Consider the following 16,458-nt stretch of genomic DNA (forward strand, 5'->3'; position numbering starts at 1 on the left):
GCTGGCCGTGCACCCACCCCACAACGGTCTGGGATGTCACACTGGTGGCGTGCAGGACGAGGTGGATGCGCTGATCAGCGCCTGGGGTCGGGAGCGGCCTGACCTCGCCACCGAACCGATGGCCATCTGGTCTCGGATCAAACGGCTCGACCAGCACCTGGACGCCTCCCGTCGCCACGCCTACGCCGAGCACGGGATCGATGTGCACGAGTTCGACGTGCTGGCGGCCCTGCGCCGCGGGGGAGCGCCCTACCGGCTGAGCCCCGGACAGTTGGTGGCCGCCACCCACGTCACCTCGGGCACCATGACCCATCGCATCGACCGCCTGGTGAGCCGCGGGTTCGTGGAGCGCGAGTCACACCCCGACGACGGACGAGCGGTGCTCGTCCGACTCACCGAACAGGGGAGAGGGGTCGTCGACGCGGCCCTGTCGAGCCTGTTGGCCGCGGAGGAGGCGTTGCTGGGGTCGCTGTCGACCGAGGCGCGACAGCGCCTCGCGGACGACCTGCGGACGCTGCTGGTGCTGCAGGACTGAGCTCTCCCTCGTGGGAGAGGCGCTCCCTCAGGAGGGACGCGCCCGCCTCGGGACCTCATGGGGTCGGGCGTCGGCCAGGAGCGTCGGCTCCTCCTCGAGGTTGCGCATGCCATTCCAGGCGAGGTTCACCAGGTGGGCCGCGACCACCTCCTTCGGCGGCTCCCGGTTGTCGAGCCACGACTGGCCGGCCATCGCCACCAGCCCGACCAACGCCTGCGCGTAGAGACCAGCGAAGTTGGAGTTGTACCCGTGCCGCTCGAAGGGCTCGGCCAGCAGGTCCTCGACCTTGGCGGCGATGTCGGAGAGGATGCTGGCGAACGAGCCGGCGGACGCACCGACGCTGGAGTCGCGGGCCAGGATCTGGAACCCGTCGGGCTCGGAGTCGATGTAGTCGAGCAACGCGAGTGCGCCGCGTTCGATCAGCTGTCGACTGCTGGCACCCGGCTGGGTCAAGGAGGTGCGGATGGCGTCGGTGAGTCGGCGTGACTCGCGGTCGACCACCACCGCGTAGAGGCCCTCCTTGCCGCCGAAGTGCTCGTAGACGACCGGTTTCGAGACCTGCGCCGTCTGGGCGATCATCTCGACCGAGGTGCCCTCGAATCCGTGGGTCGCGAACAGGGCGCGGGCGACGTCGATCAGTTGCTCGCGACGGTCAGACGAACTCATCCGCACCCGGGCCCGCCTCGTGCGTACAGCCGGTGGCAACGTCTCGTCCGGCTCGCCCACGGGGGACGGCTCGGCGGGACGGGACTGCGGCATGGGATCAGTGTGCCACCCGCCTCGAGGTGCGGCGAAGGTGCGTCCCGCGAGCGCTCAAGGGTAGGCTGAGCGGGTCGTTCGGCAGGGATGTCGGGCGACGTTCCCCGGTTGGTCTGCCGGTAGGGCCCGCCTGACTTTGAATCAGGACAAGCGACGTAGGTTCGACTCCTACCCGGGGAGCTTGGTCGGCGCGAAGGTGTCACCACACGACGCGAGGCCGGTCCCCCGTTCGGGGGCCGGCCTCAGTCGTTCGTGGTCACGAACTCAGGTCACGAACTCAGCTCAGGAACGGGCGCCGAGTCGCTTCTTCGCCTCGGCGTACACGTCATCGGGCAACGTTCCGCGCGCAGCGGCCGCGATGTTGTCCTTGAGGTGTGCCACGCTCTTCGTGCCGACGATGTTGGTGTCCATCCCGGGATGGCTGTTGGTGAACCGCAGCAGGAACGCCGTCCGGCTCTCGCCCTCCTCGCGGAGGTCGTCCAGCCCCGCCGCCTCCCAGGCGGCCCACCGGTCCTCGGCGCCCAGCCCCGAGCCGGGTTCGCCGCGGGCCACACCGCCGCGCACGATGACGCCGGCACCCGAGTCAGAAGCCTTCTGGATCAGTTCCTCGTGCTCCCTCTCCAGCGCGGAGTAGGGGATCTGGAAGCTGTCGAAAACCCCCGACTCGATGAAGGTCTCGAGGTGCGGGTTGGTGGACGAGATGCCGATCCAGCGGACCTTGCCCTGCTGCTTCATCTCCTGCAGGGCCTCGACCAAGCCGCCCTCCTCGACCTGCTCCACGCTCGGGTTGTGCAGCTGCATCAGGTCGACGTGGTCGGTCTTCATCCGCTCCAAGCTCTCGTGCAGACCGCGGAAGAGGTTGTCCTTGGTCCACACGTGAGGGGTGTCGTCGGTGGTCTCGTCCTTGTGCACCACCGTGCATCCGCACTTGGTGGCGAGGACGAACTCGTCGCGGCGGTGGGAGAGGTAGCGGCCGATGTACTCCTCGCTGCGGCCGTAGTCATTGGCGGTGTCGATGAAGGTGATGCCCTCGTCGACGACAGCGTTGAGGATGGTCTCCGCCTCGCTGTCCTCGATCGGTCGTCCACCCCAGATCCGGGAACCACGAACCTCCATGGCCCCGTACCCGAGCTTGGTCACGTCCAGTCCTGTTCGGCCCAATGGGCCATGCGGCAAGGTGCTCATGTCACGAACCTACGCCGAACCTGCGCCCCATCGTGCGGTTGCTGGCCATACTGCCCGACGCGGGTGCGTGCGGTGCTGGGGGCCAGAACGTCCCGCCCGCTGTGGCATCGGGAAGGCAAGGTTCGCAGCGGTGTCCTGATGACCGCGGCCCCTCCGGCGGCAGGTGGCTCAGTGCAGTGGCTTGGGCCTGAAGTGCTTCCATCGGCGGACGAAGATCGCCCGATCGTCAGCGCCACGCCGTTCCTCCCGCGCATGCAGCCGTCCGAGAGCGAACGCGTCTTCCGGGGTCAGTGACGGGCTGCGCGCCAGACTGCGCAGCAGTTCACGGGTGACCACGGTGTCCTGGTGATCGCCCAGCAGGTCCTGGATCCGCTCGGCCGCCACGGCCAGCTTCCGCGCCCGCTTCCCGTGGACCACCACGGCGGACTCGGCGCTGTAGCGCAATCGCTTGGCGCACTTGCGTACCTCATGCAGGCTGGCGGCATCGTTGTCCGCGGCCCGTGAACGGCGGACAGCCTTGCGCAACCGTTCGAGGTCAGCGGTGACCAGCGTGGCCACGGTGGGGGCAGCGCGGCGACCCGCCCGGCGCCTCAGCGGGGGAGAGGCGAGCAGGTCGTCCACCTCGTCGAGCAGGCGCCGGTAGCGGTCGCCGTCGAGAGCGGCCAGTCCTGCCGTCCGGGCCTGTCGGGACTGCTCGTCGAGTGCGTCGTCGACGTGGCGCGACAAGGCGGCCGGCGCGAGGCCCTCCGGTTCGCCGGCGATCAGGTCGTGGAGACGCTCGCGGGACACCTCGAGGTCACGCGCGCGCCCCACCTCGCCGGCCAGCCACTTCAGCCCCGCTCGCAGATGGTCGCCCCGGCCTCGGTCGATGAGCGGACGGTACGTCGCCAACGCTGACCGCAGGCTGCGGGCTGCCACCCGCAGTTGGTGGACGGCGTCGGGCTCGTCGTCACGGACCGCTGGGTCCATCGCCTTGATGGTGTCCACCTGCTGACGCAGGTAGTCGAGCATCACCGCGGACGCCGGTCCCTTGCGATGGGGGGCCTGGTGCTGGGGGTAGGACGAGCCCAGAGCGCGGGCGAACTTGGACGGATGCGCCGCGACACGGGCCCCGGTCGCCAGCAGCGCCTTCTCGGCGGCCTTGAGGAAGGGGCCACCCGCGTCGGCCAGTTCGACCTCCCACTCCCGCCACGCCTGCGAGGTTCCCGCCCCGACGTACGACTCGGCGGCCACCAGGTCATCGCTGACCTCTGCGAGCACCGACCCGTCTCCGGTGCGCAACGTGCGGCTCGTGCGGTGCGTGGTGAGCTTGGCCACGGGCATCAGGGTGGCGTCGCGGACCCATGCCCGAACCAGGTGCTGCAGGCTTCCGGGCGCATCCTCGTCACCAGCGCCGAGGGGGGCCGTCAGTTCGTCGCGCCTGTCGACTCCGTGAGGAAGTTTGAGGGTCCAGCCCGCGTCCACGCCGCCGGTGCGTCGACGCAGCGTCACCCCGCTCGCAGCCAGCGCGAGTTCAGGCGTGTCGAGATGGATGGCCTCGAGCTTGTGCACCACCGGGGGATCAACGCAGGCGACCCCCGGCCAGCGGGTCAGGTCGGGCAGCGGCGTCTCCTCGTCGACGTCGTACTTGCGTTCAACCTCGACGTGGAGCTGTGGGGCCGCAGCCGGCGGCATCGGTTCCCCCCAGGAATCGGCCATGCTCCACGCTACGCCGCCCCCATTCGTCCGCGCAGGGCATGTGAAAGTGGCGCGGGTCGTGTCCTGACGCCTCGTGTCAGGGTGCCCCGAAGGGCTTGACCTGCATCAGCCTGATCGAGGTCTCGGGGCAGCCGCTCACCGACACGGCGACCACGGACGAGTCGGTGCGTCCGGGCAGGTAGACCCTCAGTCCGGCCGCCTGCACCAGGGTGCAGGTGGGGTAGTTGGCGGCCTGGGTGACGTCCAACCAGGCGACGGATGACCGCCCGGGCCTGAGGGTGATGGCCGACCAGCTCGCGGGGGTGCGGTCAGCTGCCGCCCCGATCTGCTGGCCCTTGCCCTCAACCATCGAGACCCCTGGGTAGCCAGCGAGCAGGCAGCTGCTGGTGCCCCGGTTCGTCACCACCAGCCGATGGTAGACGTGCCCCATGCCAGCGCCGTCCACGGTCACGGCCAGCGACGTGGATGATGGGGCGCAGGTGGCCACGAGGGCGGACGACGGGTGACTGGTGGGTGCGGCCGGCGTCGAGGTGACCGGCTGGGAGGGGGTGTTCGAGGGCGGCGGGGAACTGGGCGGCAGCGGGCTCATCGACGTGGGCCTTGAGGGCGACCGGGTGGCTGACCCGGTCGTGGTCGGCGAAGTGGTCGTGCCGGGGGAGGACGGCCGGCTGGTGGACGTCGACGCGATGGGACCCTGTGACTCGGGCCTCAACACCTGAGCGGCCGCGACCCCGCCGGCGGCCAGCGCCAGAACGGTCAGACTGGCGCCAATGGTGCGTCGCCTGGCCTGCACGGTTGCCGCTCGTGCGAAGGCAGCTTCGGCCATGTCGGGGGTACGCCTGCCTGAGACGTGGCCCCGAAGCGCGGTGGCCAGTTCTTCTGATTCCTCTTGGCCGGATGGCTCGCTCCCGAGTCCTCCGGGGACGATGTCTCGTCCGTCGTCGTGGGTCATGTCGCCTCCTCCGGTTCCGTTCGTGTCTGGTCTGTTCGTGTCTGGTGGTTGGTTCGTGCCGGGTCTGGTGGTGACTGGTCGGGGTGGAGGTGCAGTCGCAGAGTGGCCATGGCCTTGGAGGTCTGGCTCTTCACTGTTCCTTCGCTGCACCCGAGCAGCCGGGCTGTCTCGGCTACGTCGGCGTCCTCGATGAAGCGCAGTGCGACGACGGCCCGCTGGCGCGGGGGCAGGTTCGCCACCGCCCGCCACAGTTGCTCGTCCGGTGGGTCGGGATCTGTCCGGCCCCGTTCGGGCATCTCGTCGGTCGGGCGTTCGTGGCGGCGGAACGCTCGTCGCCACCAACTGTTGTTCTCGTTGACGATGATGCGGCGCACGTAGGCGTCGGCATCCTGGTCGTCCCTCGACAGGTGGTTCCAGCGCAACCAGGCCTTGGCGAGGGCGTTCTGCACCAGGTCCTCGGCCGTGGGGCGGTTGCCGCACAGCGCCTCGGCGAATCCGACGAGGCGGCGCTGCCTGGACTGCACCCACCCCGTGAACGATGCTGCGGCGATGTCCGCGGAGGTCACGGCATGATCATGCACGCCGACCGTGAGAACAGCCACATGGCGCCTCCTTCCAGATTCCCCAGCGGCCGGCTCTCGACCCTCACCCGCACAACGCTGCGGGTGCATCGTCGGGTTGCCTCGGGTCAGACCAGCCGTCGCCAGGGCCACCACCAGGGTTTCTCGCCGACCGCCGTGACGGCACCCGGGCGGGGTTAGCGTTGACCATGGCCATCGCCCAGTACCCCGTGACCGTCATCGACTGCCCCGACCCGCTCGCCCTCGCCACCTTCTACGGAGACCTGCTCGGCTGGTCCGTCAGCGGTGACCAGGAGTGGGCCGAGGCCAAGTCGGACTACGGACAGATGCTCTGCTTCCAGGCCGTGGAGAACTACCGCGCCCCGCAGTGGCCCGACCAGCAGGTGCCCCAGCAGACGCACCTCGACCTGTCGGTCGCCGACCTCGACCATGCCGAACAGCAGGTGCTCGACCTCGGTGCCACCAAGCACGAGGTGCAGCCCGGGGAGACCTTCCGCGTCTTCCTCGACCCGGCCGGTCACCCCTTCTGTCTCTGCGTCAGCTGAACAGTCCGCCCCACTCAGACACACACCCGACGGCGTGGAACACCCCCGCCCGATCCCGGTGAGGGACGGACGGGGGTGTGTCTCTGCCCTGAGCTGAGGGTCAGGGATCCAGGATCAGGAGAGCGTCAGCTGCTGCCCGACGAAGATCAGGTTGGGGTTCTTGACGATGTCGTCGTTCAGGGCGAACAGGCGCTCCCAGCCACCCTTGACCTGGTGGGCGGAGGCCAGCTTGGCGAGCGTGTCACCCGACTTCACGGTGACGGTGGCCCCACCCTTGGTGTGGCGGGTGGGCGCGGTCACCTCGGTGCGCTCGGAGGAGCGGTTCACCGTGGTGGACCGCTCGTTGGTCGACCTCTGGGTCGTCGTCCGCTGGGTGGCGGTGGACTTCTGGGTGGTCGACTTGGTCACGGTGACGGCTCCGCTGCCGTTGGAACTGGTCAGCCCTGCGCGCACCGAGCACACGGGCCAAGCGCCCGGACCCTGGCTGGCGAGAACCTTCTGGGCGGTGGCGATCTGGGCCGACTTGCTGGCGAGGTCAGCGCGGGCGGCGTACTGCGTGCCGCCGTAGGCCTGCCAGGTGGACTGCGTGAATTGCAGTCCGCCGTAGAAGCCGTTGCCGGTGTTGATCGACCAGTTCCCGCTGGATTCGCAGGCGGCCACGCGGTCCCACACGCCGGTGTCTGCCGAGGCGTGTCCGGCGGTGGCGGTCATGGCGATGCCCGCGCCGACCACGGAGGCGGCGGTGAGGGCGGCGATACGGGTGAACTTCTTCATGAAACGTGGGGCCCTTCCGGTCCGGTCGTGCTCCTGCGGATGTCCGCCACCATGACGTCGGGACGTTCCCGCTCTCGTCCGGCTGGTGGCTCAGGAGCACACCGGACGCGCCGACCGCAGCAACGTTCGTCACCACGGGACCTCCGAGGAGGCGCCCTCCACCGTAAGCACATGCTGAGCGATTCTCAACTTCTTCTCAGAAATTCTGTGACACAGCCTCGCTGTGGAGGCCGGCCCCTACCGAGCGATTCAGACGATGCGCCGCCTGGTCTCGCGGGCGATGCGTGGGGTGGCCTCCGAGTGTGACTCCGCCGCCCCATACAGTGTCCCGACAAGCACGCTCGCCCACTGATGAGCCGAGGGGTTCCATGACACGAGACGGATGGAGGGCCGACACAGCCCTCACCCGCCGCGCACTGCTCGCCGCCGCGGGTGGGATCGGACTGGCCACCGCCGGAGGATGGGCCACCCCCGCAGCTGGCGACAATGCCTTCTTCAAGTCCTTCGGCGGAACCGTGAGTGAGATCCCCGGCGACTGGCCCAAACCTGGCACTCCCACCCTGCTCACCGAGGGCTACCTGGGCTCGCTGCGCTTGGGCACCGAGCATGACGTGCCCCTCACCGAGCTCAAGGGGTCATGGGTCATCCACATCACCGTGTTGGGCAACTACCTCAATTCCCTGCTCGACTCGTACGAGACGTCGGGGCGTCGGCAGCCGGTCAACCTCGCTCGCGTGGTCACCACGATGGACGCTCTGCTGGCGAGAGCTTCGCGCCGGCGCGGCGGCGTCTTCCTCAAGTACGAGTTTCCTTGGCACAGCTATCAAGGTGATCTGCCCGACCCTTGGTACTCCAGCTTTGGCCAGAGCAAGTTCCCCCTCGTCACGCAACGCCTCTACGAGTACACCGGCGAGCGCAGGTGGCTGCAGGCGACGTCAGAACTTGTGACCGCCTTCTTCCAGGCTCCACAGATCGGCCAGACCGACTTGCCCTGGATCGCCACCGTGGATCCCAACCACTACCTGTGGCTGGACGAGTACCCGCAACCCGACGGTCGAGCGTCCGCGGTGTTCAATGGCCACTACTACGCCATGGTGGGGCTACTGAGGTACCAGGCAAGGACCGGGGACGCCCGGGCCAAGAAGCTCGTCCAAGGGGCTGCCGAGACCATGGCGGCCTACCGCAACCTCTGCCGACATCCCGGAACCTTCAGTCACTACTACGCCAGCAACTCCGCCCACGTGGCGAGCTATCACTACGTCAACGCCTCGTGCTACCTCAACATGTACAACCACACGGGTTGGTCCCCGTTCGCCCACACCGTCGACCAGATGATCGGGGACTGGCGGGTGAGTTCGGTGCCCACCACGGTGTTCGCCAAGGGTGGCTACCCGCATTCCGTCCGCCCCGTCACAGGGAGTGCGGGGGTGAATGCAGGGGCAGCGACGGTGTGGCGCCCCAGTCGCGACGTGGTGGTCTCGAGTGGCACACGCTCGCAGTGGAGCGCGTTCCCGGGCGTGTGGTCGCGGATGGACTCGGGGCCCATGAAGGGTTACTGGATCCGGGAGACCGTGTACGGCTACCCGGAGGGCTTCCACGTCGACCGCGCCGAGTACCGCTTCCCCCGCGATGTGTGGTTCGAGCCGGGCACGAGCGTCAGTTTCGTGGCTGATTCCCGCGGCCACCTCTCCTCGCCCAGGTACTCCGTCTTCAAGACACGCAGCCGAGCCCAGTCGACGCTGCGCGCCAAGTTGGGCGGCTCGCACTACGCACGCATTGACAACGGCGGACTCGCCGGACGCTGGGCACGACTGTCATCGGTCACCCACTACTGAAGGCACGGCATGTCGCGTACACGCATCCTGACACCCCTGCTCATCGTCGGTCTGACCGCCGGACTGGTGATCGTGCCCCAACCGGCGGACGCCTCGCCCGAGTCGGCGACACCGGTGGTCACGGGGGTCAATGCCGTGGTCACATCGACCGATGGCGGCGAGAAGCTGACCATCTCGGGCACGGGATTCACCGCCGACAGCATGGTGACGGTGCAGTCGCGGCCCGCCCGAGTCGTCACCCGGACGGGTACCAGCTTGGTCGTGATCGCCCCGCCCGGCGACGAGGGCCCGGCCGAGGTCCGGGTCACCTCAGGGTCGCGAACGTCCCATCACTCCGCCGCGTCATCGCTTCGCTACGCCAGCATCGTCTCATCAGGCCACTCGAGGGTGAAGGTGTCGACGACCACGACCAAGGTGGCGCCGCAGGCCGCGAGCACTGGAATCCTCGACCCGAACCTCGCCCTCTGCGTCAACGACCATCTCGGGCTGGCTCCCACCGACGTGCCCACGTCCGGACAGCTCTACCAACTCACGGAACTGTTCTGCACCCATCGCACGGTGGTCAGCCTGGTGGGCATCGACGCGCTGCCCAACCTGACCACGCTCGACCTCGGGGGCAACCGCATCTCCGACCTCACCCCCTTGGTGGGTATGGGTCAGTTGGTCGATCTGGGACTGCAGGAGAACCAGGTCAGCGATCTCTCACCCCTGGCCTCGCTCACCACCCTGAGGCGGCTCGACCTCTGGAGCAATCCGTTCAGGAATCTCACCCCTGTCTCCGGACTACGACAGCTGACCAGACTGACCGTGGACGACACCGGGGTGACGACCTTGGCCCCGCTGGCGCCGCTGTCGGGCATGCGCATGCTGGGCGTGAGCCGCACTGCAGTGGTGAGTCTCGACCCCCTGCAGGGCATGACGGCGCTGATGGAGCTGCAAGCGCGCTCGACGCTGGTCGGCTCGCTGACGCCTTTGGCCGGGCTGACCAACCTCAGGGTGCTCGACGTCTCGCAGACCCGGGTCTCGAGCCTCGCTCCACTGGCCAACCTGCGTCAGCTCACCGGATTGGCGGTGGCAGGAGGCATGGTCAGCGACCTGACACCTCTGCGGACCATCACCAGCTTGACCAGCCTCGACCTCAGCCAGAACAGGGTGAGCGCCGTCACCTCCCTCTCGCAGATGACCGCACTGCAGTGGCTGTTCCTGACCGACAACCGAGTGGCCGATCTCTCTCCGCTCTCGAGGGTGCCAGCCAATGCCATCGAGGCCCAGGGCCAGCGTGTTGCCAGCCCTGTGGCGACCTCGTCCACCTTGGCCTACAGGCTCGTCGACCGGCGAGGAGCATGGGTGCCCCCGACATCGACGGGCGCGGTCCGTTGGTCGGCCGGCACCCTGACCCACAGCCGCGCCGGAACGTCGGTGCTGACCTTCTCCACGACGGACGAGACGTTCAGTGGCACCTTGGTGGCATCGTCCACGATGAACAGTGTCGAGGCTCCCGGCGATGGAACCGGCGACCGGGTTGCTGACATCTATGCCATCGGTCCGACGGGGGATCTGGGATTCCTGCGCGGCTCGACCACGACCGGCCTCACCCGGTTGCCCGCTCCCTGGCCCGACGCTGGTACGTCGACCTCACTGGCCCAGCTGCCGGACGCCACCGGCGACCGTCGCTCCGACGTGTTGGTCCGTGACCCCTCGGGGGCGCTGGTACTGCACGCGGCGCTCGGGAACGGCTACCTGCGCCGTCAGGCGGTGGTCGGGCGCAACTGGAACGGCATGAGCGTGATCACCCCGGTCGGCCATCTCAGTGGTTCCAGTGCCAGCTACGTCATCGCCCGCCAGACCTCAACCGGACGGCTGTACCGCTACACGCTCACTCCGTCCGGCCTCACCGGAACCACCCAGATCGGGCAGGGATGGGGAGGCTTCCGCACCCTCATCGGTATCCCCGACTGGAATGGAGACGGTCGGGCCGATGTGCTGGGGATCCGCACTGACGGAACGCTGTGGGTCTACACCGGGACTCCCTCGGCCACTCTCGGGGCAGGCAAGCAGGTCGGTCGCGGGTGGGGAGGGTTCAACGGCGCCATCGCACCCGGTGACCTGTCCGGCGACGGTCGACCTGACCTGGTCGGGCTTCGCTCGGACGGAGTGGTGTTCTGCTACACCAACCGAGGCACGGGGTGGTCGCCTCCCCGAGAGATCGGACGAGGTTTGACGGGGTACCGACTACTCGGCTGAGGCGCCAATTCTGCGCCCCAGCCCGCGACTCAATAGGCTGGGGCCGATGGCAGCCCTGCCCGGGGCTCCCGAGCAGTGGAGGAGTGAACGTTGACCACCCACGACCCTGCCCCCGACACCACCGAGGCCGACGGTTCCGTCGCCGCAGTGGTCGTCCTCGCCGCCGGTGGCGGCACCCGCATGAAGTCAAGAACCTCGAAGTTGCTGCACGAGGTGTCGGGCAAGACCATGCTCAGCTACGCCGTCACCGCGGCCCAGCACCTCGCACCCCAGCACCTCGTCGTCGTCGTCGGTCATGAGCGGGAACAGGTGCTGGCCCACCTCGACGAGATCGCCCCCCATGTGCAGACCGCCGTGCAGGAGGAGCAGAACGGCACCGGCCACGCGGTGCAGTGCGGTCTTGCCGATCTGGGAGAACTCACCGGCGAGGTGGTGGTCACCTACGGCGACGTGCCGATGCTCACCGGCGAGACCCTCGCCGAACTGGTGGGCACCCATCGCGCCCTCAGCCACCAGGTCACCGTGTTGACGGCGCGGGTGCCCGACCCCACCGGCTACGGCCGCATCATCCGCGAGGGCGACCAGGTGGTTCGCATCGTCGAGCAGAAGGACGCCAGCGATGAGGAGGCCGCCGTCGACGAGATCAACTCCGGTATCTACGTCTTCGATGCTGCGACCTTGCGGCACGGGCTCGACAACCTCACCACCGACAACGCCCAGGGTGAGCTCTATCTGACCGACGTGATCCGGATCGCCAACGAACGTGGCGAACGGGTCGGCGTCCACCAGATCACCGACCTGTGGCAGACCGAGGGAGTCAACGACCGGGTGCAGCTGGCGGCGATGAACCGCGAGATGAACCGCCGCATCGTCGAGAAGTGGCAGCGTGCCGGCGTGACCGTGCTCGACCCGAACACCACCTGGATCCACGACGACGTCACGCTCGAACGCGACGTGGTGCTCAAGCCCAACACCTCCCTCGAGGGCGCCACCAGTGTCGGTGAGGGTGCCTTGATCGGACCGGACACCACGCTGGTCGACGTCGAGGTCGGCGCCGGGGCGCATGTGGTGCGAACCCACGGCTCGCTCGCAGTGATCGGTGAGAACGCGGAGGTAGGGCCGTTCGCCTACCTTCGTCCGGGCACCGAACTGGGGGCCAAGGCCAAGATCGGCACCTTCGTCGAGACCAAGAACGCCAAGATCTCGGGGGGCGCCAAGGTGCCCCACCTCACCTACGCCGGTGATGCGTACATCGACGAGGGCGCCAACATCGGCGCTGGCACGATCTTCGCCAACTACGACGGAGTCAACAAGTCGCCCACCCACGTCGGCCGCAATGCCTTCGTGGGTTCGAACTCGGTGCTGGTGGCACCGGTCGACATCGCCGACGGCGCTTTCGTGGCGGCTGGGTCCGCCATCACCGAGGACGTCCCCGCCGGTGACCTGGCGGTCGCCCGTGGACGCCAGCACAACTCGTCCAACTGGATCGGACGAACCCGCCCCGGCTCGAAGTGGGACGAGGCCGCCCAGGCATCGTCCGGCGAAGTGCACGAGGCGATCCAGAACAAGCGCAACGAACTCAACCAGAGCATGGAAGGCCGGGCATGAGCGGATCCATCCGTCCCAACGACAAGAAGTTGATGTTGTTCGCGGGACGGGCCTACCCCGAACTCGCGGAGGAGATCGCGAGCATCGCCGGCCTCGGGCTCACTCCCACCAAGGCGGTCACGTACGCCAACTCCGAGATCTACGTGCGCTTCGAGGAATCGGTGCGAGGTACGGACGCGTTCGTCATCCAATCGCACTGCGCGCCGGTCAACGAGGCCATGATGGAGCAGTTGATCATGGTCGACGCGCTCAAGCGGGCTTCGGCCAAGCGGATCACCGTGGTATCGCCCTTCTATCCCTATGCCCGTCAGGACAAGAAGCACCTCGGACGCGAACCCATCTCGGCCCGCCTGATGGCCGACCTGTACCGCGCCGCCGGTGCCGACCGGATCATGTCGGTCGACCTGCACGCCGCCCAGATCCAGGGCTTCTTCGACGGTCCCGTCGACCACCTCTGGGGCATGCCCGTGCTGGCCGACTACGTGGTCGACAAGTACGGCAAGGACGACATGGTGGTGGTCTCGCCGGACGCCGGCCGGGTGCGGCTGGCCGACATGTGGACCGACAAGCTCGACTGCCCGCTGGCGATCATCCACAAGCGACGCGACCCCAACCAGGCCAATACCGTGGCCGTGCACGAGGTCGTCGGCGACGTCTCGGGCAAGACCTGCTTGCTGGTCGACGACATGATCGACACCGCTGGCACCATCTGTCTGGCCGCCGAGGCGCTGATCGAGCACGGAGCCTCCCGGGTGATCGCCGCGGCCACCCACCCCGTGCTGTCGGGCCCGGCCGGCGACCGGCTGCGCGCGTCCCGCTTCGACGAGGTGATCGTGACCAACACGCTGCCCATCCCGGAATCAGCGAAGTCCGACAAGCTGACCGTGCTCTCCATCGCCCCGCTCATCGCCAAGGCGATCCAGGAGGTCTTCGCCGACGGTTCGGTGACGAGCCTCTTCGGAGACCTGCACTGACCCCTGCCTGCTCGTCGAGTGGGGGTGCGGAACGAGTGATCCACCCACCGCTCGTCGAGTGGGAGCGAGGAACGAGCGACGTGTCGAAACGCGAATCCCAACCCCCAACACCGAGGACTCGACCATGAACGACTTCCCCTACCGCCTGGAGCGGGTCGGCATCATCATGCGACCCGACCTCACCGACCCCCATCAGGTCGAGGGAGTGCTCAATCCCGCGGCCGCTGTCCACCCCGACGGACGAGTGCTGATGTACCCACGATTGGTGGCCGCGGGCAACCGCTCCCGCATCGGGGTGGGCGAGGTGACGATCACCGACGGGCTGCCCACCGGCTTCGAGTTGGACGACATCCTGCTCGCCGCCGACCAGGGGTGGGAGCACGGCTCCGACCATGGGGGAGTCGAGGACCCCAGGCTCACCTTCATCGAACCGCTCGGACTGTGGGTGATGACCTATGTCGCCTACGGACCGCTCGGGCCTCGTCCGGCCTTGCTGGTCTCCCGTGACCTCGACTCCTGGGAACGCTGGGGGCCGATCCAGTTCGTCTGGGAGGAGTCCCTGGGCACCGACCTGAACCTCTTCCCCAACAAGGACATCGTCTGGTTCCCCGAGTCGGTGCCGGGGCCCGACGGGCGCGAATGCCTCGCCCTGGTGCATCGTCCGATGTGGGAGATCGAGGGGCAGGAACCCGACCTGCCCACTGGCATCACCGATGAACGCGCTGCCATCTGGATCAGCTACGTCTCCTTGGAGGACGCCCTGCGCGACCCGCGCGCCCTGCTGCGGCCCTGGGGTCACCGGCAGCTCGCCGCGAGCGAGTACGACTGGGAGGTGCTCAAGGTCGGGGGCGGTCCGCCCCCGGTGCGGGTGCCCGAAGGCTGGTTGTTCCTGCACCACGGTGTCTCGGGGACGATCGCGGGATCGAGTTTCGACCAGCAGAAGAACGTCTTCTACGCCGCCGGGGCCATGATCCTGTCGGCGGACGATCCCGGCGTCGTCCTCGCCCGCACGTCCGAGCCGCTGCTGGCACCCGAGACGGACGAGGAGCGGGTCGGCATCGTCGGCAACGTCGTCTTCCCGACCGCCATCGTCGAGACGACGGGCGCCCAGGGTGGGCTCTACTGCTTCTACGGCATGGCCGACGAGGCCATCGGCGTGGCGAGGATCGTCCGTTCTGCTGGCTGAGACCGGCTGGCTGGCCCCGGTCAGACACCCGCCGAGCCCGCGCGACCGCGCTGTCGTCCGTCCGCGCGGAGGCCGTCGGGTTGGCCGAGGGCAGCGCTTCGGGGTAAGCTCTCCAAGCTGCTTGGCGAGGGACGCTGGCGTCCGTGATCGACTTGTGCATGCTGATGCATGGCGCTGACCTCCCTTGCTGCCGAGATCCACGGGCGACCGTTGCTGGGTGCCCATCACGTTGCACAGGTTGAGGAGACCACCATGGCTGAGTTCAAGCTCGCGGCCGAGAGCCGTTCCGAGTTCGGTAAGGGCGCATCGCGCCGTCTGCGTCGCGCCGGGAAGGTGCCCGCGGTCATCTACGGGCACGGTACCGATCCCGTCCACATCTCGTTGCCCGGCCACGAGTCGCTGCTGGCCCTGCGCACCGCGAACGCACTGCTCGACATCTCCATCGACGGTGGCAAGCACCAGCTCGCGCTGCCCAAGCAGGTGCAGCGTGACCCGATCCGTGGCTTCCTCGAGCACGTCGACCTGGTCATCGTGAAGCGCGGCGAGAAGGTCACCGTCGACGTGGCCGTCGTCACCCACGGTGAGGCCGCCCCCGAGACCCTGGTCGTCGTCGACCTGACCTCGCTGGCCGTCGAGGCCGAGGCGACCCACATCCCCACTGAGCTGACCGTCGACATCGAGGGTCTGGCCGCCGGAACCCAGATCCTGGTCCGCGACCTGAAGCTCCCCTCGGGTGTCACCACGCACGTCGACCCCGAGGCTCTCGTGGTCAATGTCACCCAGCAGGTCTCGCAGGAGGCCCTGGACGCCGAGCTGGCCGAGTCCGAGGAGGCCACCGGGGCTGCGACGACCGAGGCCGACTCCGAGGCTGAGTCGACCGAGGGCGACGCCGACTCCGAGGCCGGCGAGGACGCCTGAGGGTTCGTCCCTCACGATCCACCGATCCCTCCACTTCGGTGAGCACCAACACCTGGCTCCTGGTCGGGCTCGGGAATCCGGGCCCGACCTACGCCAACACCCGGCACAACGTGGGCTTCTTCGTCATCGACGAGATCGCCCGCGTCGGCCGGGTGTCGCTGTCCTCAGCCCGGGGCATGCACGCCGACGTCGGCACCACCCGGCTGTCGGCGGGAGGCTGGGGGGTGCCCGGGTCCGAGGCCTCGTCCGTCGTGCTGGCCAAACCGCGCACGTTCATGAACGACTCCGGCAAGGCCGTGCGCAAGCTGGCGGACTTCCACAAGGTCGCGCCCGACCACATCGTCGTCGTGCACGACGAGCTCGACCTCGACTTCGGCACCCTGCGCATGAAGTTCGGGGGCGGCGACAACGGCCACAACGGGCTCAAGTCCATCCGCGCCCACCTCAGCACCGGGGACTACTTCCGGGTGCGGTACGGCATCGGACGACCACCGGGCCAGCAACCCACCGCCGACTACGTGCTCTCACCGATCCCGGCGAAGCTGCGTGAGGACTACGCGGTCGAGACCGCCCGCGTGGTGGACGCCGTCGAGGCGTTGCTGACCCAAGGCCTCGAGCGGGCCCAGAACCTCTTCAATCGCTGAGCACCGACGCGCGCGGTAGG

16 protein-coding genes and 1 tRNA gene are annotated in these 16,458 nt (G+C 68.3%); 11 read left to right on the forward strand and 6 right to left on the reverse strand.

Features of this window, described 5'->3' with window-relative positions; translation table 11 throughout:
• Positions 1–49 precede the first annotated feature (49 nt).
• Positions 50–535 carry a MarR family winged helix-turn-helix transcriptional regulator gene (locus H507_RS0104330; protein ID WP_026377765.1) on the forward strand — a complete coding sequence of 162 codons (486 nt, stop codon included), beginning with the start codon at positions 50–52 and terminating at the stop codon, positions 533–535.
• 27 nt (positions 536–562) lie between these two features.
• On the opposite strand, the gene H507_RS0104335 is transcribed toward H507_RS0104330, so the two are convergent.
• On the reverse strand, positions 563–1,201 hold the full coding sequence (locus H507_RS0104335) for a TetR/AcrR family transcriptional regulator (protein ID WP_051139629.1): 639 nt from the start codon (positions 1,199–1,201) through the stop codon (positions 563–565).
• 194 nt (positions 1,202–1,395) lie between these two features.
• Here H507_RS0104335 and H507_RS0104340 point away from each other — a divergent pair.
• Positions 1,396–1,474, forward strand: a tRNA-Gln gene (locus tag H507_RS0104340).
• 102 nt (positions 1,475–1,576) lie between these two features.
• Here the strand turns inward: H507_RS0104340 and H507_RS0104345 are convergent.
• The 3 genes from H507_RS0104345 to H507_RS17935 all read right to left on the reverse strand — a co-directional run bounded on the left by H507_RS0104345 (position 1,577) and on the right by H507_RS17935 (position 4,766).
• A complete protein-coding gene (locus H507_RS0104345; protein WP_245558814.1) occupies positions 1,577–2,434 on the reverse strand; it encodes an aldo/keto reductase in 858 nt (285 codons plus the stop codon).
• A gap of 213 nt (positions 2,435–2,647) precedes the next feature.
• Positions 2,648–4,177: a CYTH and CHAD domain-containing protein gene (locus H507_RS14660; protein WP_022909497.1), complete on the reverse strand. Its 1,530-nt coding sequence runs from the start codon at positions 4,175–4,177 to the stop codon at positions 2,648–2,650.
• Between the two features lie 76 nt (positions 4,178–4,253).
• Positions 4,254–4,766, reverse strand: a complete 513-nt coding sequence (locus H507_RS17935) for a DUF4232 domain-containing protein (protein ID WP_281166928.1) — start codon at positions 4,764–4,766, stop codon at positions 4,254–4,256.
• Here H507_RS17935 and H507_RS17940 point away from each other — a divergent pair.
• Positions 4,687–4,896: a hypothetical protein gene (locus H507_RS17940; RefSeq protein ID WP_026377768.1), complete on the forward strand. Its 210-nt coding sequence runs from the start codon at positions 4,687–4,689 to the stop codon at positions 4,894–4,896. The genes H507_RS17935 and H507_RS17940 overlap by 80 nt on opposite strands.
• Positions 4,897–5,125: 229 nt before the next feature.
• On the opposite strand, the gene H507_RS14670 is transcribed toward H507_RS17940, so the two are convergent.
• Positions 5,126–5,695 (reverse strand): SigE family RNA polymerase sigma factor, encoded by a 570-nt coding sequence (locus H507_RS14670; RefSeq protein WP_245558815.1) that lies wholly within the window; start codon positions 5,693–5,695, stop codon positions 5,126–5,128.
• 203 nt (positions 5,696–5,898) lie between these two features.
• Between H507_RS14670 and H507_RS0104370 the strand changes: the two genes are divergently transcribed.
• Positions 5,899–6,255, forward strand: coding sequence for a VOC family protein (locus H507_RS0104370; protein WP_022909500.1), 357 nt, complete (start codon positions 5,899–5,901; stop codon positions 6,253–6,255).
• A gap of 114 nt (positions 6,256–6,369) precedes the next feature.
• On the opposite strand, the gene H507_RS14675 is transcribed toward H507_RS0104370, so the two are convergent.
• Positions 6,370–7,029 (reverse strand): LysM peptidoglycan-binding domain-containing protein, encoded by a 660-nt coding sequence (locus H507_RS14675; protein WP_022909501.1) that lies wholly within the window; start codon positions 7,027–7,029, stop codon positions 6,370–6,372.
• A gap of 368 nt (positions 7,030–7,397) precedes the next feature.
• Between H507_RS14675 and H507_RS0104390 the strand changes: the two genes are divergently transcribed.
• The 7 genes from H507_RS0104390 (at position 7,398) to pth (ending at position 16,438) form a co-directional block, all read left to right on the forward strand.
• A complete protein-coding gene (locus H507_RS0104390; RefSeq protein ID WP_022909502.1) occupies positions 7,398–8,864 on the forward strand; it encodes a D-glucuronyl C5-epimerase family protein in 1,467 nt (488 codons plus the stop codon).
• A gap of 9 nt (positions 8,865–8,873) precedes the next feature.
• Positions 8,874–11,108: an FG-GAP-like repeat-containing protein gene (locus tag H507_RS0104395; RefSeq protein ID WP_022909503.1), complete on the forward strand. Its 2,235-nt coding sequence runs from the start codon at positions 8,874–8,876 to the stop codon at positions 11,106–11,108.
• Positions 11,109–11,198: 90 nt separating this feature from the next.
• Positions 11,199–12,716: a bifunctional UDP-N-acetylglucosamine diphosphorylase/glucosamine-1-phosphate N-acetyltransferase GlmU gene (gene glmU, locus H507_RS14680; RefSeq protein ID WP_022909504.1), complete on the forward strand. Its 1,518-nt coding sequence runs from the start codon at positions 11,199–11,201 to the stop codon at positions 12,714–12,716.
• Positions 12,713–13,690 (forward strand): ribose-phosphate diphosphokinase, encoded by a 978-nt coding sequence (locus H507_RS0104405; RefSeq protein WP_022909505.1) that lies wholly within the window; start codon positions 12,713–12,715, stop codon positions 13,688–13,690. Before glmU ends, H507_RS0104405 begins: the two co-directional genes overlap by 4 nt.
• A gap of 124 nt (positions 13,691–13,814) precedes the next feature.
• On the forward strand, positions 13,815–14,876 hold the full coding sequence (locus H507_RS0104410) for a glycoside hydrolase family 130 protein (protein WP_022909506.1): 1,062 nt from the start codon (positions 13,815–13,817) through the stop codon (positions 14,874–14,876).
• 252 nt (positions 14,877–15,128) lie between these two features.
• A complete protein-coding gene (locus H507_RS0104415; protein WP_026377772.1) occupies positions 15,129–15,794 on the forward strand; it encodes a 50S ribosomal protein L25/general stress protein Ctc in 666 nt (221 codons plus the stop codon).
• A gap of 38 nt (positions 15,795–15,832) precedes the next feature.
• A complete protein-coding gene (gene pth, locus H507_RS0104420; protein ID WP_022909508.1) occupies positions 15,833–16,438 on the forward strand; it encodes an aminoacyl-tRNA hydrolase in 606 nt (201 codons plus the stop codon).
• Positions 16,439–16,458 lie beyond the last annotated feature (20 nt).

Origin of the sequence: Aestuariimicrobium kwangyangense DSM 21549, from assembly GCF_000421525.1 — a bacterium.
GTDB classification, from domain to species: domain Bacteria; phylum Actinomycetota; class Actinomycetes; order Propionibacteriales; family Propionibacteriaceae; genus Aestuariimicrobium; species Aestuariimicrobium kwangyangense.

What these genes read in the sequence shown, in the direction of transcription:
- H507_RS0104335 (WP_051139629.1), bottom strand. Translation starts at nt 1,201, where the DNA reads ATGAGTTCGTCTGACCGTCGCGAGCAACTGATCGACGTCGCCCGCGCC.
- H507_RS14660 (WP_022909497.1), bottom strand. Translation starts at nt 4,177, where the DNA reads ATGGCCGATTCCTGGGGGGAACCGATGCCGCCGGCTGCGGCCCCACAG.
- H507_RS17935 (WP_281166928.1), bottom strand. Translation starts at nt 4,766, where the DNA reads ATGAGCCCGCTGCCGCCCAGTTCCCCGCCGCCCTCGAACACCCCCTCC.
- H507_RS0104370 (WP_022909500.1), top strand. Translation starts at nt 5,899, where the DNA reads ATGGCCATCGCCCAGTACCCCGTGACCGTCATCGACTGCCCCGACCCG.
- H507_RS14675 (WP_022909501.1), bottom strand. Translation starts at nt 7,029, where the DNA reads ATGAAGAAGTTCACCCGTATCGCCGCCCTCACCGCCGCCTCCGTGGTC.
- H507_RS0104390 (WP_022909502.1), top strand. Translation starts at nt 7,398, where the DNA reads ATGACACGAGACGGATGGAGGGCCGACACAGCCCTCACCCGCCGCGCA.
- H507_RS0104395 (WP_022909503.1), top strand. Translation starts at nt 8,874, where the DNA reads ATGTCGCGTACACGCATCCTGACACCCCTGCTCATCGTCGGTCTGACC.
- H507_RS0104405 (WP_022909505.1), top strand. Translation starts at nt 12,713, where the DNA reads ATGAGCGGATCCATCCGTCCCAACGACAAGAAGTTGATGTTGTTCGCG.
- H507_RS0104410 (WP_022909506.1), top strand. Translation starts at nt 13,815, where the DNA reads ATGAACGACTTCCCCTACCGCCTGGAGCGGGTCGGCATCATCATGCGA.
- H507_RS0104415 (WP_026377772.1), top strand. Translation starts at nt 15,129, where the DNA reads ATGGCTGAGTTCAAGCTCGCGGCCGAGAGCCGTTCCGAGTTCGGTAAG.